Source organism: Polaromonas sp. P1_F2, assembly GCF_056405735.1.
On record NZ_JBFUBN010000011.1, the window covers coordinates 35,621 to 51,053 of the forward strand.

A 15,433-nucleotide genomic window follows, 5' to 3' on the forward strand; every position below is an offset into this window, starting at 1 on the left:
GCTGACGTCTAGGCCTGCGCCGCCAGCGCCAGCAACGCCTGACGCGTGAAATCATCGGCCGGGAAAAAGGTCTCCATCGCGAGTTCCTGCAGCGTCACGTCCACCGGCGTGCCGAAGATGGTGGTGGTGCTGATGAAACTCAGCATGCCGGCCGGTGTCTTGAACAGGAAGGGCATGAGCACGCCCGGGTGTTCGCCTTCGAGGTGTTCGTTTTTCGCTTCCTCAGGCAGGGGGTAGGCCTTGAGTTCTTCGAGCAGGGCGGCCAGCACCGCGTCGGCCGTCGCCGCGACCTGCTGGCGCAGGCGCTCAAATATATGCGCGCGCCACTGCGGCAGGTTGCCGATGCGCGGCGCCAGGCCCTTGGGGTGCAGGCTTAAGCGCAACACATTCACCGGGCCCTGCAGCAGCGAGGCATCGGCGCCCTCCATCAGGTGCGGCACCATGCGGTTGGCGGCCACCAGGTTCCAGTGCCGGTCCACCGCCAGGGCCGGGTAGGGCTCATGGCTTTTGAGCAGCAGCTCCACCGCCTGCCGGGCTGAGGCCAGGGCAGGGTCGTCCAGCGGCCGTTCGCGGTACATGGGCGCATAGCCGGCCGCGACCAGCAGCGCATTGCGCTCGCGCAGCGGAATGTCCAGCCGCTCTGACAGCCGCAGCACCATCTCGCGGCTGGGTACCGAGCGCCCGGTTTCCACAAAACTCAGGTGGCGCGTCGAAATGTCGGCCTCATGGGCCAGGTCCAGCTGGCTCAGGCGCCGGTGCTGGCGCCAGTGGCGCAGGTGGTCGCCAAAAGGCTGGGGCGCATTTCGCGGCGCGGGGCGGCTGGGGTGGTGGGTGCTGGCGGTCATGGCGCCATCGTAAAGCCATGCGGGCAGGTTTCCATTACCTGCCAGGTTATCGACGGGCCGCTGCCGCACGGGAATGATGACCTCCATGCGCACCGATCCGGCGGCCCGGCGCGTTGACCAACATCACCGGCTGCTACTTTCAGGAGTTTTGCCATGTCTTCGAATTCCATCCTGTCTTCCCCCAACTTTCTGCGCAATGTGCTGCGTGTGGACGCGCTGTCGTGCATTGCCTGCGGCGTGCTGCAAGTCGCCTTTCCGGCCGCGATGGCGCGCCTCTTGAACCTGCCCGAGGGCCTCATCGCCTATACCGGCGAGTTCCTGCTGGCCTATGCGGCGGCCGTTGCTTTTGTTTCAACGCGTAATCCTTTGCCGCGCGGCGTCATCTGGGCCTTGGTGGCAGGCAATGTCGGTTGGGCGCTGGCCTGCGTGCTGCTGCTGGTCAGCGGCCGCGTGTCGCCCTCTATGCTGGGCGTGGCTTATGTGGTGATGCAAGCGCTGACGGTGGCGGTGCTGGCGGAGTTGCAGTACTTCGGCATGCGCCGTGCGGCGCCACAGCCGGCCTGGTAAGAACGCACCAGAAGCGCGCAAGACCGGCACAAGCCTGGGTAGGCGGGCAGGGTATGCGGGCGCGGGCCCCCACGGGGCCGCAGTGCCTGCCAGAATGGGGGCTGCCGTCAATAAAAAGGAGTCCGCCATGGCCAAACCGCCTCCCCACGCTTTTTCGTCCACGCTCAAAAGCTTCAAGACCGCCTCCGGTAAAGCCGGCAAGTTCTACTCGCTGCCGGAACTCGCCAAACAATTCCCCAAAGTCGCCCGCCTGCCGGTGTCCATGCGCATCGTGCTCGAGTCGGTGCTGCGCAACTGCGACGGCAAAAAAGTCACGGCCGAACACGTGGCCCAACTGGCCAACTGGCTGCCCCAGGCCGAGCGCAGCGAGGAAATCCCCTTTGTGGTTTCGCGCGTGGTGCTTCAGGACTTCACCGGCGTGCCGCTGCTGGCCGACCTGGCCGCCATGCGCAGCGTGGCGCTCAAGCTGGGCAAGAACCCCAAGGCCATCGAGCCCCTGGTGCCGGTCGACCTGGTAGTCGACCACTCCATCATGGTCGACTACTACGGCAAGAAGAATTCGCTGGACCTCAACATGAAGCTGGAGTTCCAGCGCAACCGCGAGCGCTACGAGTTCATGAAGTGGGGCATGCAGGCCTTCGACACCTTCGGCGTCGTGCCCCCGGGCTTCGGCATCGTCCACCAGGTCAACCTTGAATACCTGTCGCGCGGCGTGCACAAGACCAAGGACAACGTGTACTACCCCGACTCGCTGGTGGGCACCGACAGCCACACCACCATGATCAACGGCATCGGTGTGGTGGCCTGGGGCTGCGGCGGCATCGAGGCCGAAGCCGCCATGCTGGGCCAGCCGGTGTACTTTCTCACGCCCGACGTGGTGGGCTTCGAGCTGACCGGCCGCCTGCGCGAAGGCGTCACCGCCACCGACCTGGTGCTGCGCGTGACCGAGCAATTGCGTAAAGAGAAGGTGGTGGGCAAGTTCGTCGAGTTCTTCGGCGAAGGCACGCGCACGCTGGCCCTGCCCGACCGCGCCACCATCGGCAACATGGCGCCCGAATACGGTGCCACCATGGGTTTCTTCCCGGTGGACGAAAAAACCATTGACTACTTCAAGGGCACGGGCCGCACCAAGGAGGAGATCGAAGCCTTCGAGGCCTACTTCAAGGCGCAAGGGTTGTTCGGTGTGGCACAAGCCGGGCAGATTGATTATTCGCATGTGGTCAAGCTTGACCTGGGCGACGTCACGCCCAGCCTGGCCGGCCCCAAGCGCCCGCAGGACCGCATCGAGCTCGGCAACGTCGCCGGCCAGTTCAAGTCGCTCTTCAGCAAACCGATCGCCGAGAACGGCTTCAACCAGCCGCCGGCCATGCTCAACACGCGCCATCTGGTGCGCCGCACCGACGAAGGGCGGCTGGACACCTTGCCCTCCGCGCCGCCCACCCCGGCGGGTGCCGCGCGCCCCGTGATGGAGATGGAGGGCAACAGGCCCACCTTGGCCCATGCGCGTGCCAGCAACACCACCGATTCACCCGCCACCGCGCAGACCGAGGTTGTGCATTCGCCGCCCGGCATCACGGTGGGCAACGGCGACGTGCTGATCGCCGCCATCACCAGCTGCACCAACACCTCCAACCCCAGCGTGCTGCTGGCCGCGGGGTTGCTGGCCAAGAAGGCGGTGGAAGCGGGCCTCAAGGTGCAGCCGCACATCAAGACCTCGCTGGCGCCCGGTTCGCGCATCGTGACCGAGTACCTGACCGAGACAGGCCTGCTGCCTTACCTTGAAAAGCTGGGCTTCGCGCTGGCCGGCTACGGCTGCACCACCTGCATCGGCAACGCAGGCGACCTGACGCCCGAGCTCAACGAAGCCATCAGCAAAAGCGACCTGGTGTGCGCGGCCGTGCTTTCGGGCAACCGCAACTTCGAGGCGCGCATCCATCCCAACCTCAAGGCCAACTTCCTGGCCAGCCCGCCGCTGGTGGTGGCCTACGCGATCGCCGGCACGGTGATGCGCGACCTGATGACCGAGCCCGTCGGCAAGGGCAAGGGCGGCAAGGACGTGTACCTGGGCGACATCTGGCCGACCAGCGATGAGATCTACAAGCTCATGAAGTACGCGATGAACGGCAAGGCTTTCCGCGCCAATTACGCCAAGGTCAAGACCGAACCCGGAAAGCTCTGGGAAAACATCAAGGGCGTCAAAGGCACGTCGTACACCTGGCCCGCCAGCACCTACATCGCCGAGCCGCCTTTCTTCAAGGACTTCACCATGAAAGCGGGCGAGGCCGGCAGTGTGTCGGTCAAGGGCGCGCRCATCATGGCGCTGTTCGCCGACTCCATCACCACCGACCATATCTCGCCGGCCGGCTCCATCAAGGCCAGCTCGCCCGCAGGCTTGTGGCTGCAGGCCAACGGCGTGCAGAAGGCCGACTTCAACAGCTACGGCGCGCGGCGCGGCAACCACGACGTCATGATGCGCGGGACGTTTGCCAACGTGCGCATCAAGAACCTGATGATCCCGCCCGACGCCGAGGGTTCGCGCGAAGAGGGCGGCGTGACGCTGTTCCAACCCGGCGGCGAGAAGATGTTCATCTACGACGCCGCCATGAAATACATGGAGCAGGGTACGCCCACGGTGATTTTTGCCGGCGAGGAATACGGCACGGGTTCGTCGCGCGACTGGGCCGCCAAGGGAACGCAGCTGCTGGGCATCAAGGCCGTGGTGGCGCGCAGCTTCGAGCGCATACACCGCAGCAACCTGGTCGGCATGGGTGTGCTGCCCCTGCAGTTCAAGCCGGGCGACTCGTGGCAGACGCTCAAGCTCACTGGCACAGAAGTCATCGACGTGATTCCGCACCCCGAACTCAAGCCGCAAAGTGAAGCCAAGCTGGTCATCACGCGCGCCGACGGTTCGCGCGAGGAAGTCACCGTGATCCTGCGCGTGGATACGCCCATCGAGGTCGACTACTACCGCAACGGCGGAATCTTGCCGTTCGTGCTGCGACAGTTGCTCGCTTGATGCTCCGGCAGGCTCTGATTGCCGGTGGCGGCATCGGTGGGCTCGCCGCTGCGTTGGCAGCAACGCGCGCGGGCTGGGACGTGCGGCTGTTTGAACGCGCCAACGCCTTCAGCGAAGTCGGCGCCGGCATCCAGCTCGGCCCCAATGTGGTCAAGGTGCTGCACGGCTGGGGGCTGGTCGACGCGCTGCAGGCCGTGGCCGCGGTTCCCGAACGTCTGCAGGTGCGTAGTGCCGTGTCGGGCCAGCTGCTGGGCGAGTTGCCTCTGGGCGCCGCCATGGTCGAGCGCTATGGCGCGCCTTACCTCACCATTCATCGCGCTGACCTCCACGATGTGTTGCTGCAGGCCGTACAGCAGCATGCCGATGTGAAGCTGCACCTGAGCCGGCCATTGCAATCCTTCAGCCAGACCGCACAAGCAGTCACCGTGCGGGCCGACGACGGCCCCGGTATTGAATGTGACGCCCTCATAGGCGCCGACGGCATCTGGAGCACGGTGCGCCAGGAACTGCTGGGGGACGGCCTGCCGCGCCGCACCGGCCACCTGGCTTACCGCGCCCTGATGCGGCAATCCGATCTGCCTGAACTGCTCAGGAGCCACCAGGTCACCGCCTGGCTGGGGCCGCGCATGCATGTGGTGCAGTACCCCGTGCGCGGCGGTGAATTTCTCAACGTGGTGGCCATCGTGCACGGCGAAGTTGCGGCCGAAGCCGACCTTTGGGACCACAGCGCCAACGCCGCCGACCTGGCCTCAGCGACAGCCGGCTGTTGCGCCGCGCTGCGCGAGGTGATGGACGCCATTGAGGGTTGGCGCCTGTGGGTGTTGCACGACCGCGCGCCCATGCAGGGCGCTCATCAGCACGCCGTGGGCCGCGTCGCCTTGCTGGGCGACGCCGCCCATCCCATGCGCCCCTACCTGGCGCAAGGCGCCGGCATGGCAATTGAAGACGCAGCCGAACTGGGCCACGCCCTGGCCCAGGCGCTGGACCCGGCGCTTGGTGTGCCGACCATGCTGCAGCGCTATGCGCTCAACCGCTGGCAACGCAATGCGCGGGTTCAGGCGAGGGCTTTGCGCAACGGGAAAATATTTCACGCCGATGGCCTGCTGCGTTGGGGCCGCGATGCCTCGCTCAAACTGCTGGGCGAGAAACTGCTGGATATGCCTTGGCTGTATGGTGCAAGCTGAACATATCTTGATGGGCATTGCACCGGCGTAAACCAATAGCTGTTTGCGCACGCCCTTAGAGACGTTTGCAGGTGCGCGGTGCGCCCACTATTCAGTCACGGATTTTGTTTTTCTCGGACTTTGGAACTTGTATGTACTTCCTCATCCGGTCGAATTTTTCATCGTAAACCAGCACGGTGTCCCTCTGTTCGGGCCGGAGAATTCTCAAGCTGTTGTACCTGGTTTCCACTTTCTCTTCAGTGTTCAAAAAAACCTTGTGATCCCAGCGCTCTTCCGGGTCTTTATAAACAGTTTCGATGATGACCTTGCCTGGGAAAACTTCGTTAAATGCGATGTAGTACTCCGGATGAAGGGAGGTGTCGTTCTTTCTGAGGAGTACCAGGAGGAGGTAGGCATCGTTCAGTCCTTCCCGCGTGTCCTTGAGCAGAATGGCGATTTCTTTCTTGTCCTCGCCGCTGAAATCCCCTTCCCTTAACAGGCTTGAGTATTTGAGGTTTCCGGAGTTCATGAATCGGTAGGCCGTTCCTTCGTCGGATGCATAAAAATCGATGAGCTTCTCTTTGACGCCATACGGCAATTCCTTGAGATAAAACGCATCGAAGTCGTGGCCGTATTTTCTGCTGAAGTCTTCTGCTGAAACCAGGTAGTTGTCGTTAAGCAGGGCTGGCAGCAGGGTGGGGTATTCAACGGCACCCTTCATCGCGAGCTTTAAATAAGCTTTCCAGTTTTCCTGGCCGACCCTCGGTTGATACTTTTCCAGGTCCTGGGGCGAATTCGTTTCGATCACGGAGTACCCGCGCTGCTTTTCGCCCTTATCACTCTTGTCGCCCTTGTCGTCTTTGCAGGTAACGCAATAAATGGTTTCACCAAAACCGAGGGCGTAGAGTTTTTCAGGGAGTTGGTCGTACTCTTTTTTGTAGCTTGCATCCAGGAGTTTGCCCTTGGTGATATGACCTGTATCACCGGTGAAGATAGCGACCGTTTTTGATGCGGCGACAGCATGTGCCACCGCGTCTCCTGTCGTTTCCGCTAACGCGGCAGATCTATCCCTGTCACTTTCGTGCGTGAGGTCGTAGACGTAGTATTTGACGTATTCAAAACCATTCCTGGCAAAGAAACAAACAAGCGCAAACACAATCAATGCAAGCGCGACTAAAGCTTTTTTGGTCTTGGATAGGGGCGGAAAATTCATGTTAGATGAGTGGCTGATGAGCAACAGGCGAACAATATGTGCTGACTGAAGGGTTGGCCCATGAAGTGCAGTCAAGAACGGAGCCGGATAGTCGGAGTATCGCTGACGATTTTGGCTGATACAACAACGCAGGATTCTGCCAAGCAAGTTGATGAACCGGAGAGGGATAGCGGTTTGTGTTTTTTTGGGGAAGGGCCGTGGCTAGTTTTATGAATTCTTATAGATCCGTTCGCAGCTTCCAGATCTCCGGAAACAACACCACATCCAGCATCTTGCGCAGGTAACTCACCCCACCGGTCCCGCCGGTGCCCCGCTTGAACCCAATCACCCGTTCCACGGTAGTCACATGCCGGAATCGCCAGAGCCGGAACGCGTCCTCGAGGTCGGTCAGTTCTTCGCCAAGCTGGTACAGGTCCCAGTATTTCTTGGGGTCGCGATAAACCACCAGCCAGGCCTGTTCGACGGCGTCGCTCTCGACGTAGCCCTGGGTCCAGTCGCGTGTCGTGTGGCTGGCAGGCACGGCCAGGCCGCGGCGAGCCAACAGGCGCAGGGCTTCGTCATACAGTGACGGGGCTTCATAGGCAGCCTGCACCTGCGCCAGCAGGTCGGGCCGATGCGCGTGGGGCTTGAGCATGGCGGCGTTCTTGTTGCCGAGCGCGAATTCGATGCAGCGGTACTGCGCGCTCTGGAAACCGCTGGAATTGGCAAGGTAGGGTCGTATCGCGCTGTACTCGGGCGGCGTCATGGTGGCGAGCACATCCCAGGCATGTACCAACTGCTCCATGATGCGGCTCACGCGGGCCAGCATCTTGAAGGCGCCGCCCAGCTCGTCGTTCGCGACGTTGGCGATCGCCGCGCGCAGCTCGTGCAGCATCAGCTTCATCCAGAGTTCGCTGGTCTGGTGCTGGATGATGAACAGCATTTCATTGTGGTCGGGCGAGAGCGGCTTTTGCGCACCCAGGATCGCGTCGAGCTGCAGGTAGTCGCCGTAGCTCATGGATTTGCTGAAGTCGAGCTGCGCTTTTTCGTCGCGCACGATGTCTGCCGGCCGTTGTGTGTTCATGGATGATCTTTCACGGAAAAGCGATCTGGGTATTGAAACAAGCAGGGGCCGCGGAACCGGCTTTGCCGGGCCGCAGGCGCAGCGGCCCCCCTGGGGGGCAGGGAGCACACGCAGTGGACGACCGTGGGGGCCATGTCATCATGTGACGGCGTGTTTCTGGTTGAATTCGGCTTTTCGCCATTCGGCGCTTTCGAGGACCTGCTTCAAATGCTCGACGGCGTTCCAGACGTCTTCAAAGCCGATGTAGAGCGGTGTGAAGCCGAAGCGCAGGATGTCGAGGTGCTTGCCGGTTTCGCCGTCACCGGCGCGGAAGTCACCGATGACGCCGCGCGCGATCAGCGCCTGCACGATGGCGTAAGCGCCTTCGGTTCTGGTGAGGCAGACCTGCGAGCCGCGATGCACATGTCCGCGCGGTGTGGCCAGACCCAGGCCGTGGCCCGCGCAGCGTTCTTCGACCAGTTGGATAAACAAGTCAGTGAGTGCCAGCGACTTTTTGCGCAGGGCCTGCATGCCGCCCAGCGGCTCGGCTGCCAGCACGGTGTCCAGCCCACACTCCAGCGCGGTCATGCTCAGGATGGGTTGGGTGCCGCAGAGGTAGCGTGAGATACCTGCGGCAGGTCGGTAGTCGGGCGTGAACTCGAAGGGTGCGGCGTGGCCCCACCAGCCGGCCAGCGGTTGCCAGAAGCGGTCGGCGTGCTTGGGGTTGACCCAGACAAAGGCCGGTGCGCCTGGGCCGCCGTTGAGGTATTTGTAGCCGCAGCCTATGGAGAAGTCGGCCTTCGCAGCGTTGAGGTCGACTGGCACGGCGCCCGCGCTGTGCGCGAGGTCCCAGACGGTGAGCACGCCGGCAGCATGCGCTGCCGCGGTGAGGCCGGCCATGTCATGCATGGCGCCGGTGCGGTAGTTCACATGGGTCAGCATCAGCACGGCGACTTCAGCGGTGAGCGCTGCGCCGATCTCTTCAGGCTCCACCAGCTGCAGGCGAAAACCGCGCTCGCGGCACAGCGCTTCGGCGATGTAGAGATCGGTCGGGAAGTTGCTGCGCTCGCTGACGATCACTTTACGCGTGGGCGCGTCCTGCGCCGCGATGTGCAGCGCGGCGCTCAGCACCTTGTAGAGGTTGATGGAGGTGCTGTCGGTGGCAACCACCTCGCCGGGGGCCGCGCCTATCAGCCGCGCGATCTTGTTGCCCAGGCGCTGCGGTAGCTCGAACCAGCCGGCGCTGTTCCAGGAACGGATCAGGCCCTGGCCCCATTCGGCCGTCACCGCTTCGGCGACGCGGGCGGCCGCGGTGTTCGGCAACACGCCCAGCGAGTTGCCATCGAGGTAGATCACGCCTTCGGGCAGCGTGAATTGCTTGCGCAATTCGCACAGCGGGTCTTGCGCATCGAGGGCGCGGCAGTCTTGCAGAGTTGTCATGGTGAATTTCATATCAGGGGAGTTCGCGCAGGATGGCGCGCACGGGGGAGGCATCGGCCTTGGTGAGCTTAAGCGGCAGGGCAATCAGTTCGTAATCGCCTTCAGCGACTTCATCGAGCACCAGGTTTTCCAGCACGCGCAGGCCGTGCGCCAGCAACTGGTGGTGGCTGGGCAGGTCCTGGCTGGTGGAGGGGTCTACGCTGGGTGTGTCTATGCCGATCAGGGTGATGTGTTTGCTTGCCAGCAAGGCCAGCGTTTCGGGGGCGATGGCGGTGAAGGCGTCCCAAGCCTGGCTGGCGCTGCGTGCGGTGCGCAGCAGCACGCGCGCCGGCAGGTCTTGCAGCGCGTGGGCGATGTGCCCGGGCAGGACCAGCGGGCCGCAGTCCAGGCAATGGATCACGCGGCAGGGCCCGAGGTAGGGGGTGAGGTCCAGTTCGCCGACGCTGGCTTCGCCATTCGCATAGTGCAGTGGCGCATCGGCATGCGCGCCGGTGTGCGGCGACAGCGTGATGCTGTTGACGTTGACCGGGCAGTTCGGTGCCAGCGAAAAATGCAGTGTTTGGGAGTAAGCCGTGTCACCGGGGAATACCGCGGCGTTTTCATCGACCGATGGCGAGATGTCCCAGATTTTGAGCGGTGGTAATGCGCTTGGGTCGTGTGTGCGGGCTGTCATGGGTGCAAAGGTAGCACCGGCAAAAAAGCCGTGGTGTCGGTTATTTCCAACAATTCCAAAAATAGTTGAAACCTAAAGTATTGAGCGGCGACGGCCTGCGGCGGGCCTCAGGCGCGGCCTGTGCAATTGCGCGGGCTGGGGCACAATCCAGACCTGCGGCGCTCGCTGCTGCATCGATTTACCAACCCCCTCCTGCAACCCCTTCAAGAGAGACAAAGGCACATCATGAATCCCGACAACAAGTCCAACGGCAAAGTCGCACTCGTCACCGGCGCGGGCACCGGTATCGGCAAGGCCGTGGCGCTGGCCCTGCTGCGTGAAGGCTATAGCGTGGCATTGGTCGGGCGGCGCGTGGAGCCGCTCAATGAAGTCGCCAAAGAGGGCGGCACCGATCGCGCGCTTGCGCTGCCGACCGACGTGAGCAAGCCCGAGTCGGTGGCGGCGGCGTTTGCCAAGGTCAAGGAAAAGTTCGGCCGCCTCGACCTGCTGTTCAACAACGCCGGCGTGGGCGCGCCGCCCGTGAACCTCGAGGACATCACCTTCGAGCAATGGACCAACGTAGTCAACATCAACCTCACGGGCTCCTTCCTCTGCGCGCAAGCCGCCATCAGGCTGATGAAAGACCAGTTGCCCCAGGGCGGCCGCATCATCAACAACGGCTCGATTTCCGCCCACGCGCCGCGGCCCAATTCGGCGCCTTACACCTCCACCAAGCATGCGATCACGGGCCTGACGAAGTCCATCTCGCTGGACGGGCGCAAGTACAACATCGCCTGCGGCCAGATCGACATCGGCAACGCCATGACCGAGCTCGCGGCCCGCATGGCCAAGGGCGTGCCCCAAGCCAACGGCGAGATCGCCATCGAACCCATGATGGATGCGAAGGAAGTGGCCGAGGCGGTGGTGCATATGGCGTCACTGCCGCTGTCGACCAATGTGCAGTTCATGACCATCATGGCCACGAAGATGCCGTTTGTGGGGCGGGGCTAAGGGCCCGGTTCTTAACGACGGCGCTGCGCGCCGCCAGCTCGCGTGTTACGCGAGCTGCCCGAGCAAAAGGAACTCCATGAGTGCCTTTTGCGCGTGCATGCGATTCTCTGCCTCGTCCCAGACGACCGATTGCGGGCCGTCGATGACCTCGGCCTCGACTTCCTCGCCGCGGTGCGCGGGCAGGCAGTGCATGAACAGTGCGTCGGGCTTGGCCGCGCGCATCATTTCGGTGTCCACGCACCAATCGGCAAAGGCCTTTTTGCGCGCTTCGTTCTCGGCTTCATAGCCCATGCTGGTCCAGACGTCGGTGGTGACCAGGTCGGCACCGGCGCAGGCCTGCATCGGGTCCTTGAAGACCTTGTAGCTGTCGGCCGAGCGTATGCCGGCGATGGACTGGTCCACCTCGTAGCCGCCCGGCGTGCTCAGGTGCACCTTGAAACCCAGGATTTCGCTGGCTTGCAGCCAGGTATTGGCCATGTTGTTGCCGTCGCCCACCCAGGCCACCGTCTTGCCCTTGATGGAGCCGCGATGCTCGATGTAGGTGAAGATGTCGGCCAGGATCTGGCAGGGATGGAATTCGTTGGTCAGGCCGTTGATGACGGGCACGCGCGAATGCTCGGCGAAGCGGTCTATCTTGGTCTGCTCGAAGGTGCGGATCATCACCAGGTCGACCATGCGGCTGATGACCTTGGCGCTGTCCTCGATGGGCTCGGCGCGGCCCAGCTGGCTGTCGCCGGTGGTCAGGTGCACCACGCTGCCGCCCAGCTGGTACATGCCGGCCTCGAAGCTCACGCGGGTGCGTGTTGAGGCTTTTTCGAAGATCATGGCCAGCGTGCGGTCGACCAGCGGTTGGTGTTTTTCGTAGGTCTTGAATTTCTTCTTGATGATGGCGGCGCGTTCGAACAGGTAGGCGTATTCAGCCGCATTCAGGTCACTGAACTGCAGGTAGTGCCGCACGGGGGCGGGGGTAGAGGGGATCGCAGTGGTCACGCGTTTTTCTCTTTCAGCAATTGCTTGATCAGCGGCACCAGGATGGCCACCGCCTCGTCGGCCTCGGCCGTGGTCATGGTGAGCGAAGGCACCAAGCGGATCACGGTGTCGGCGGTCACGCTCAGCAGCAGGCCGTTCTCGGCGGCGCGGCCCAGCAGCTCACCGCAGGGCACCGTCAGTTCAATGCCCAGCATCAGGCCGCGGCCGCGGATTTCTTTCAGGCCTTTCTCGCCGGCCAGGCCGCTCGCCAGCGCCGCGCGCAGGTGGTCGCCGACCTTCACGGCGTTGGCCAGCAGGCCTTCTTCTTCCATGATGCGCAGGGTTTCCACGCCGGCCCGCATGGCCAGCGGATTGCCGCCGAAGGTGCTGCCGTGGTTGCCGGGGCCGAAGATGCGGGCGGCCTTGGGGCCGGCCACGACGGCGCCGACCGGCACGCCAGAGCCCAGGCCCTTGGCCAGCGGCATCACGTCGGGCTTGATACCGGCCCACTGGTGGGCAAACCACTTGCCGGTGCGGCCCATGCCGCACTGCACCTCGTCGATCATCAGCAGCCAGTCGCGCTCGTCGCACAGTGCCCGCACTTCGCGCAGGTACTCGTCCTTCATGCTGTTGATGCCGCCTTCGCCCTGGATGGCCTCAAAGAACACGGCGACCACATTGGGGTTGTTGGCGGTGGCGGCTTTCAGTGCGTCGATGTTGTTGAGCGGCACGCGGATAAAACCCTCGACCAGCGGGCCGAAACCGGCCTGCACTTTGGGGTTGCCGGTGGCGCTCAGCGTGGCGATGCTGCGGCCGTGGAAGGCTTTTTCATAGACCACGATTTCCGGGCGCTCAATGCCCTTGTCGTGGCCGAACTTGCGCGCCAGCTTGAGCGCGGCCTCATTGGCTTCCAGGCCGGTGGAGCAGAAAAACACGTTTTCCAGGCCAGACAACTCCACCAGTTTGGCGGCCAGGGCTTCCTGCAGCGGCACATGGTAGTAGTTGGAGGTGTGGATCAGTTTGGTGATCTGCTCCTGCAGGGCCGGAACCAGCTTGGGGTGGTTGTGGCCCAGGGTGTTGACGGCAATGCCGCCCAGTGCGTCGAGGTAAGCCTTGCCGTTGACGTCCCAGACGCGGCAGCCCTGGCCGTGGTCCAGCGCGATGGGCAGGCGGCCGTAGGTGTTCATCACGTGGGGAGAGGCGGCTTCGATGTGCTTGGGCAGGGCTGCGGTCATGGAAAACTCCGGAACAAGGGCTGTAACAGTGCGGAAAATCCGAGGCCCGCAGTGTTTGATGCGGGCCTGGACTGATTTTAGGCGCAGACTTTGCGGGCTTTTGTGACGTTTCCGCATTGCTGCAATGCCGGCGCCCGGCGCTCCCCCGCCTTGGCCTCCATTGAAAATTTGTCTGCCAAGTCTTATATAAGAGTCCGAGTTAAGCTAGAATTGTTGTGCGCTGCAGCATGGGGTGAATCCCATCCTTTTCCCATGCCGGGCGGCGCAAAAAACCCTCCACCCGATGGTCTCCAATACCGCCAAAGAAGTCTTCATCCAGGGTATTACCCGCGACGGCAAAACCTTCCGGCCCAGCGACTGGGCCGACAGGCTGTGCGGTGTGATGAGCCATTTCCGCCCGGGCGGCCCCCAGCCCGGCAGCCACCTGACCTATTCCCCCTGGTGCGTGCCTACCGTCATCAACGGCGTGAAATGTGTGGTCGTTAATTCTGAACTGCGCGAGGCCGAGCCCATGGCCTGGGATTTCGCCATCAATTTCGCCAAAGACAACGATTTGCAGGTGGCTGAAGCCTGCCTGATTCCCGAGCCGCCCGTTCGCTGAGGGCAGGCCGGCTTCACCGGCTTATTTCTTTTTTCCTTCGGTCAGCCAGGCCTGTATCTGGGCATCCGCCACGCCGGATTTGCACCATGCGGCCACGAGCAGCGCTTCAGACCCCAGTTGGTGATGCTTGGCATCGGCGGCCGGGGCGGTCAGCAAGGTGGCGGGCGTTCCGGCCGCCACCAGCTTTTGCTGGAACTCCTGCTGCGACTCAAAGGCCACGGCCGAGTCCTGCGGGTCGCCTAATACAAATACACGGCGCCGGCCGTCAGGCTTGACGCCGCCGATGTGGTCTATCGGGTCGTACACGGCCGACAGCGGCTGTCCCGTCTGGTCCAGCCCGCGCTGGGCTTCCTTGCTGCCGAGCAGGCGGGCCCGCGTCTTCATGCTTACCGCGCCGCTGGCGACCACTGCGCAATCGATGTCCGTGCGGCCCAGCGTCAGTGCCGCACCCACCAGCCCGCCGCCGCCGCTCAGGCCCGTCACCTGGATGCGCTGGTAACCGTATTTTTTCTTGATGGCGTCGATCGCCGCGTTTGTCAGATGGGCTTCGACCGGCATGCGGCGCTCGCGCAAATGGCTCGCGCCAGTGCTGCCGTAAGCGCCCGGACGGCCTATGCGGATCACCGGCAGGCCGATTTCTTTGGCCGAGCGTTCGGACCGCGCGATCTGCAGGCTCCGGCTGGCGGACTTGACATAGGCCTCCCTGGCCTGCGCCATGCCGCCGCTCAGGACGTCGCCATGCATGAAGAACACGGCGGTTTCTGCGCCGAGCGCATTGGCGCTGGGAAAGTAGCGAATGCAGCCTTTTGCGGTGCGTTCGGCGGCACCCTGTTCGCGCCACTGCGTTTCCACCCAGACGGCATCCTGCTTGGCGTTGCACTCCGCCTGGCTGATGGTGCCGGGATTGAGCAACTCGTTGAAGTCGAAGATTTCGTCGTCGGCGGCATGGGCAGTGCCCAGACTGGCCGCGATGAGGGCCGGCAGAACGAGTGCGCGCATGGGCCGCCTTTTCTTGTTGAGTAACAACAGTGGAAGAGGGCGGTTTGTCCCTTTTCGCCCCATCTGCGCCCGAGTCTAAGTGAAGCGCCCAACAAAAAAGCCGTCTTTCGACGGCTTTTTTGCTTTGCTGCAGCGCACCCTACAAAACGGCGGACGGTATTTTCGTGAGAAGAATGCCGTCCGGGCGATTTGCCTAATTACTTAGGCGGCCTTTGCGGGGGCCAGTGCCAGGGCCTTCACCTTGGCGGACAGGCGGCTCTTGTCGCGCGCTGCCTTGTTCTTGTGGAAGATGCCCTTGTCGGCAACCGTGTCCACAATGCTCTGGGCCTTGGCGAACAGGTCCTTGGCTTTGTCTTTGTCACCGGCTGCAACGGCTTTTTCGACGTTTTTCACAGCGGTGCGGTATTTGGAGCGCAGCGAGGTGTTCGCGGCGTTGAGTTTGACGTCCTGGCGGACGCGTTTGCGGCCCGACGCAAGGCGCGGGTTCTTTTTCTTGGGTTTGGCGGTGGCCATATATAAATTCCTTTAATCCTGGGGAGGAGTCTGTGGATGTTGCAGCAAAGCCCACGATTATATACCCCCACGGTCGCTCACTGCGTGTAGCTCCCGAGGCCTTGCAGGCCGCGGCTCGCGAGACGCTTCGCCTCTGTCGCCCGTCCAAGCCTGCGCAGGCAGGCTTG

The 15,433-nt window shown here is 63.1% G+C and carries 14 protein-coding genes; 5 read left to right on the plus strand and 9 right to left on the minus strand.

The features are described 5' to 3' along the window. Positions 1-8: 8 nt before the first annotated feature. Entirely contained in the window at positions 9-845 is an 837-nt protein-coding gene (locus AC1D0O_RS19590) for a helix-turn-helix domain-containing protein (protein ID WP_477655288.1), read from the minus strand. Between the two features lie 153 nt (positions 846-998). Between AC1D0O_RS19590 and AC1D0O_RS19595 the strand changes: the two genes are divergently transcribed. The 3 genes from AC1D0O_RS19595 (at position 999) to AC1D0O_RS19605 (ending at position 5,612) form a co-directional block, all read left to right on the plus strand. Further along, a complete protein-coding gene (locus tag AC1D0O_RS19595) occupies positions 999-1,412 on the plus strand; it encodes a hypothetical protein (RefSeq protein ID WP_477655157.1) in 414 nt (137 codons plus the stop codon). A gap of 127 nt (positions 1,413-1,539) precedes the next feature. Continuing rightward, entirely contained in the window at positions 1,540-4,428 is a 2,889-nt protein-coding gene (locus AC1D0O_RS19600) for an aconitate hydratase (RefSeq protein ID WP_477655158.1), read from the plus strand. Beyond that, the gene (locus AC1D0O_RS19605) at positions 4,428-5,612 is read left to right on the plus strand and encodes an FAD-dependent monooxygenase (RefSeq protein WP_477655159.1); all 1,185 of its coding nucleotides are present in this window, start codon (positions 4,428-4,430) and stop codon (positions 5,610-5,612) included. The genes AC1D0O_RS19600 and AC1D0O_RS19605 overlap by 1 nt, the downstream gene beginning before the upstream one ends. Positions 5,613-5,703: 91 nt before the next feature. Here AC1D0O_RS19605 and AC1D0O_RS19610 read toward each other — a convergent pair whose 3' ends face one another. From AC1D0O_RS19610 to kynB, 4 genes are all read right to left on the minus strand, one after another. Continuing rightward, a complete protein-coding gene (locus tag AC1D0O_RS19610) occupies positions 5,704-6,804 on the minus strand; it encodes a hypothetical protein (protein ID WP_477655160.1) in 1,101 nt (366 codons plus the stop codon). Between the two features lie 217 nt (positions 6,805-7,021). Beyond that, positions 7,022-7,867 carry a tryptophan 2,3-dioxygenase gene (gene kynA, locus AC1D0O_RS19615; protein ID WP_477655161.1) on the minus strand — a complete coding sequence of 282 codons (846 nt, stop codon included), beginning with the start codon at positions 7,865-7,867 and terminating at the stop codon, positions 7,022-7,024. A 138-nt stretch (positions 7,868-8,005) separates the two neighbouring features. Next, positions 8,006-9,286, minus strand: a complete 1,281-nt coding sequence (gene kynU / locus AC1D0O_RS19620; RefSeq protein WP_477655162.1) for a kynureninase — start codon at positions 9,284-9,286, stop codon at positions 8,006-8,008. A 13-nt stretch (positions 9,287-9,299) separates the two neighbouring features. Next, positions 9,300-9,959 carry an arylformamidase gene (gene kynB, locus AC1D0O_RS19625; protein ID WP_477655163.1) on the minus strand — a complete coding sequence of 220 codons (660 nt, stop codon included), beginning with the start codon at positions 9,957-9,959 and terminating at the stop codon, positions 9,300-9,302. 225 nt (positions 9,960-10,184) lie between these two features. Here kynB and AC1D0O_RS19630 point away from each other — a divergent pair, with 225 nt between their 5' ends. Beyond that, entirely contained in the window at positions 10,185-10,949 is a 765-nt protein-coding gene (locus tag AC1D0O_RS19630; RefSeq protein ID WP_477655164.1) for an SDR family oxidoreductase, read from the plus strand. Positions 10,950-10,994: 45 nt separating this feature from the next. Here AC1D0O_RS19630 and argF read toward each other — a convergent pair whose 3' ends face one another. Next, entirely contained in the window at positions 10,995-11,939 is a 945-nt protein-coding gene (argF, locus tag AC1D0O_RS19635; RefSeq protein WP_477655165.1) for an ornithine carbamoyltransferase, read from the minus strand. Continuing rightward, on the minus strand, positions 11,936-13,153 hold the full coding sequence (locus AC1D0O_RS19640; RefSeq protein WP_477655166.1) for an acetylornithine/succinylornithine family transaminase: 1,218 nt from the start codon (positions 13,151-13,153) through the stop codon (positions 11,936-11,938). Before AC1D0O_RS19640 ends, argF begins: the two co-directional genes overlap by 4 nt. A gap of 283 nt (positions 13,154-13,436) precedes the next feature. Between AC1D0O_RS19640 and AC1D0O_RS19645 the strand changes: the two genes are divergently transcribed. After that, positions 13,437-13,754 (plus strand): DUF3579 domain-containing protein, encoded by a 318-nt coding sequence (locus tag AC1D0O_RS19645; RefSeq protein WP_477655167.1) that lies wholly within the window; start codon positions 13,437-13,439, stop codon positions 13,752-13,754. 21 nt (positions 13,755-13,775) lie between these two features. Here AC1D0O_RS19645 and AC1D0O_RS19650 read toward each other — a convergent pair whose 3' ends face one another. Both AC1D0O_RS19650 and rpsT read right to left on the minus strand, forming a co-directional pair. Continuing rightward, positions 13,776-14,753 carry a hypothetical protein gene (locus AC1D0O_RS19650; protein WP_477655168.1) on the minus strand — a complete coding sequence of 326 codons (978 nt, stop codon included), beginning with the start codon at positions 14,751-14,753 and terminating at the stop codon, positions 13,776-13,778. 201 nt (positions 14,754-14,954) lie between these two features. Then, positions 14,955-15,266: a 30S ribosomal protein S20 gene (gene rpsT / locus AC1D0O_RS19655; protein ID WP_007864125.1), complete on the minus strand. Its 312-nt coding sequence runs from the start codon at positions 15,264-15,266 to the stop codon at positions 14,955-14,957. Positions 15,267-15,433 lie beyond the last annotated feature (167 nt).

Coding starts and splice junctions, on each gene's coding strand:
- AC1D0O_RS19590 (WP_477655288.1), bottom strand. CDS start 845: ATGACCGCCAGCACCCACCACCCCAGCCGCCCCGCGCCGCGAAATGCG.
- AC1D0O_RS19595 (WP_477655157.1), top strand. CDS start 999: ATGTCTTCGAATTCCATCCTGTCTTCCCCCAACTTTCTGCGCAATGTG.
- AC1D0O_RS19605 (WP_477655159.1), top strand. CDS start 4,428: ATGCTCCGGCAGGCTCTGATTGCCGGTGGCGGCATCGGTGGGCTCGCC.
- AC1D0O_RS19610 (WP_477655160.1), bottom strand. CDS start 6,804: ATGAATTTTCCGCCCCTATCCAAGACCAAAAAAGCTTTAGTCGCGCTT.
- kynA (WP_477655161.1), bottom strand. CDS start 7,867: ATGAACACACAACGGCCGGCAGACATCGTGCGCGACGAAAAAGCGCAG.
- kynU (WP_477655162.1), bottom strand. CDS start 9,286: ATGACAACTCTGCAAGACTGCCGCGCCCTCGATGCGCAAGACCCGCTG.
- kynB (WP_477655163.1), bottom strand. CDS start 9,959: ATGACAGCCCGCACACACGACCCAAGCGCATTACCACCGCTCAAAATC.
- AC1D0O_RS19630 (WP_477655164.1), top strand. CDS start 10,185: ATGAATCCCGACAACAAGTCCAACGGCAAAGTCGCACTCGTCACCGGC.
- AC1D0O_RS19640 (WP_477655166.1), bottom strand. CDS start 13,153: ATGACCGCAGCCCTGCCCAAGCACATCGAAGCCGCCTCTCCCCACGTG.
- AC1D0O_RS19645 (WP_477655167.1), top strand. CDS start 13,437: ATGGTCTCCAATACCGCCAAAGAAGTCTTCATCCAGGGTATTACCCGC.
- AC1D0O_RS19650 (WP_477655168.1), bottom strand. CDS start 14,753: ATGCGCGCACTCGTTCTGCCGGCCCTCATCGCGGCCAGTCTGGGCACT.
- rpsT (WP_007864125.1), bottom strand. CDS start 15,266: ATGGCCACCGCCAAACCCAAGAAAAAGAACCCGCGCCTTGCGTCGGGC.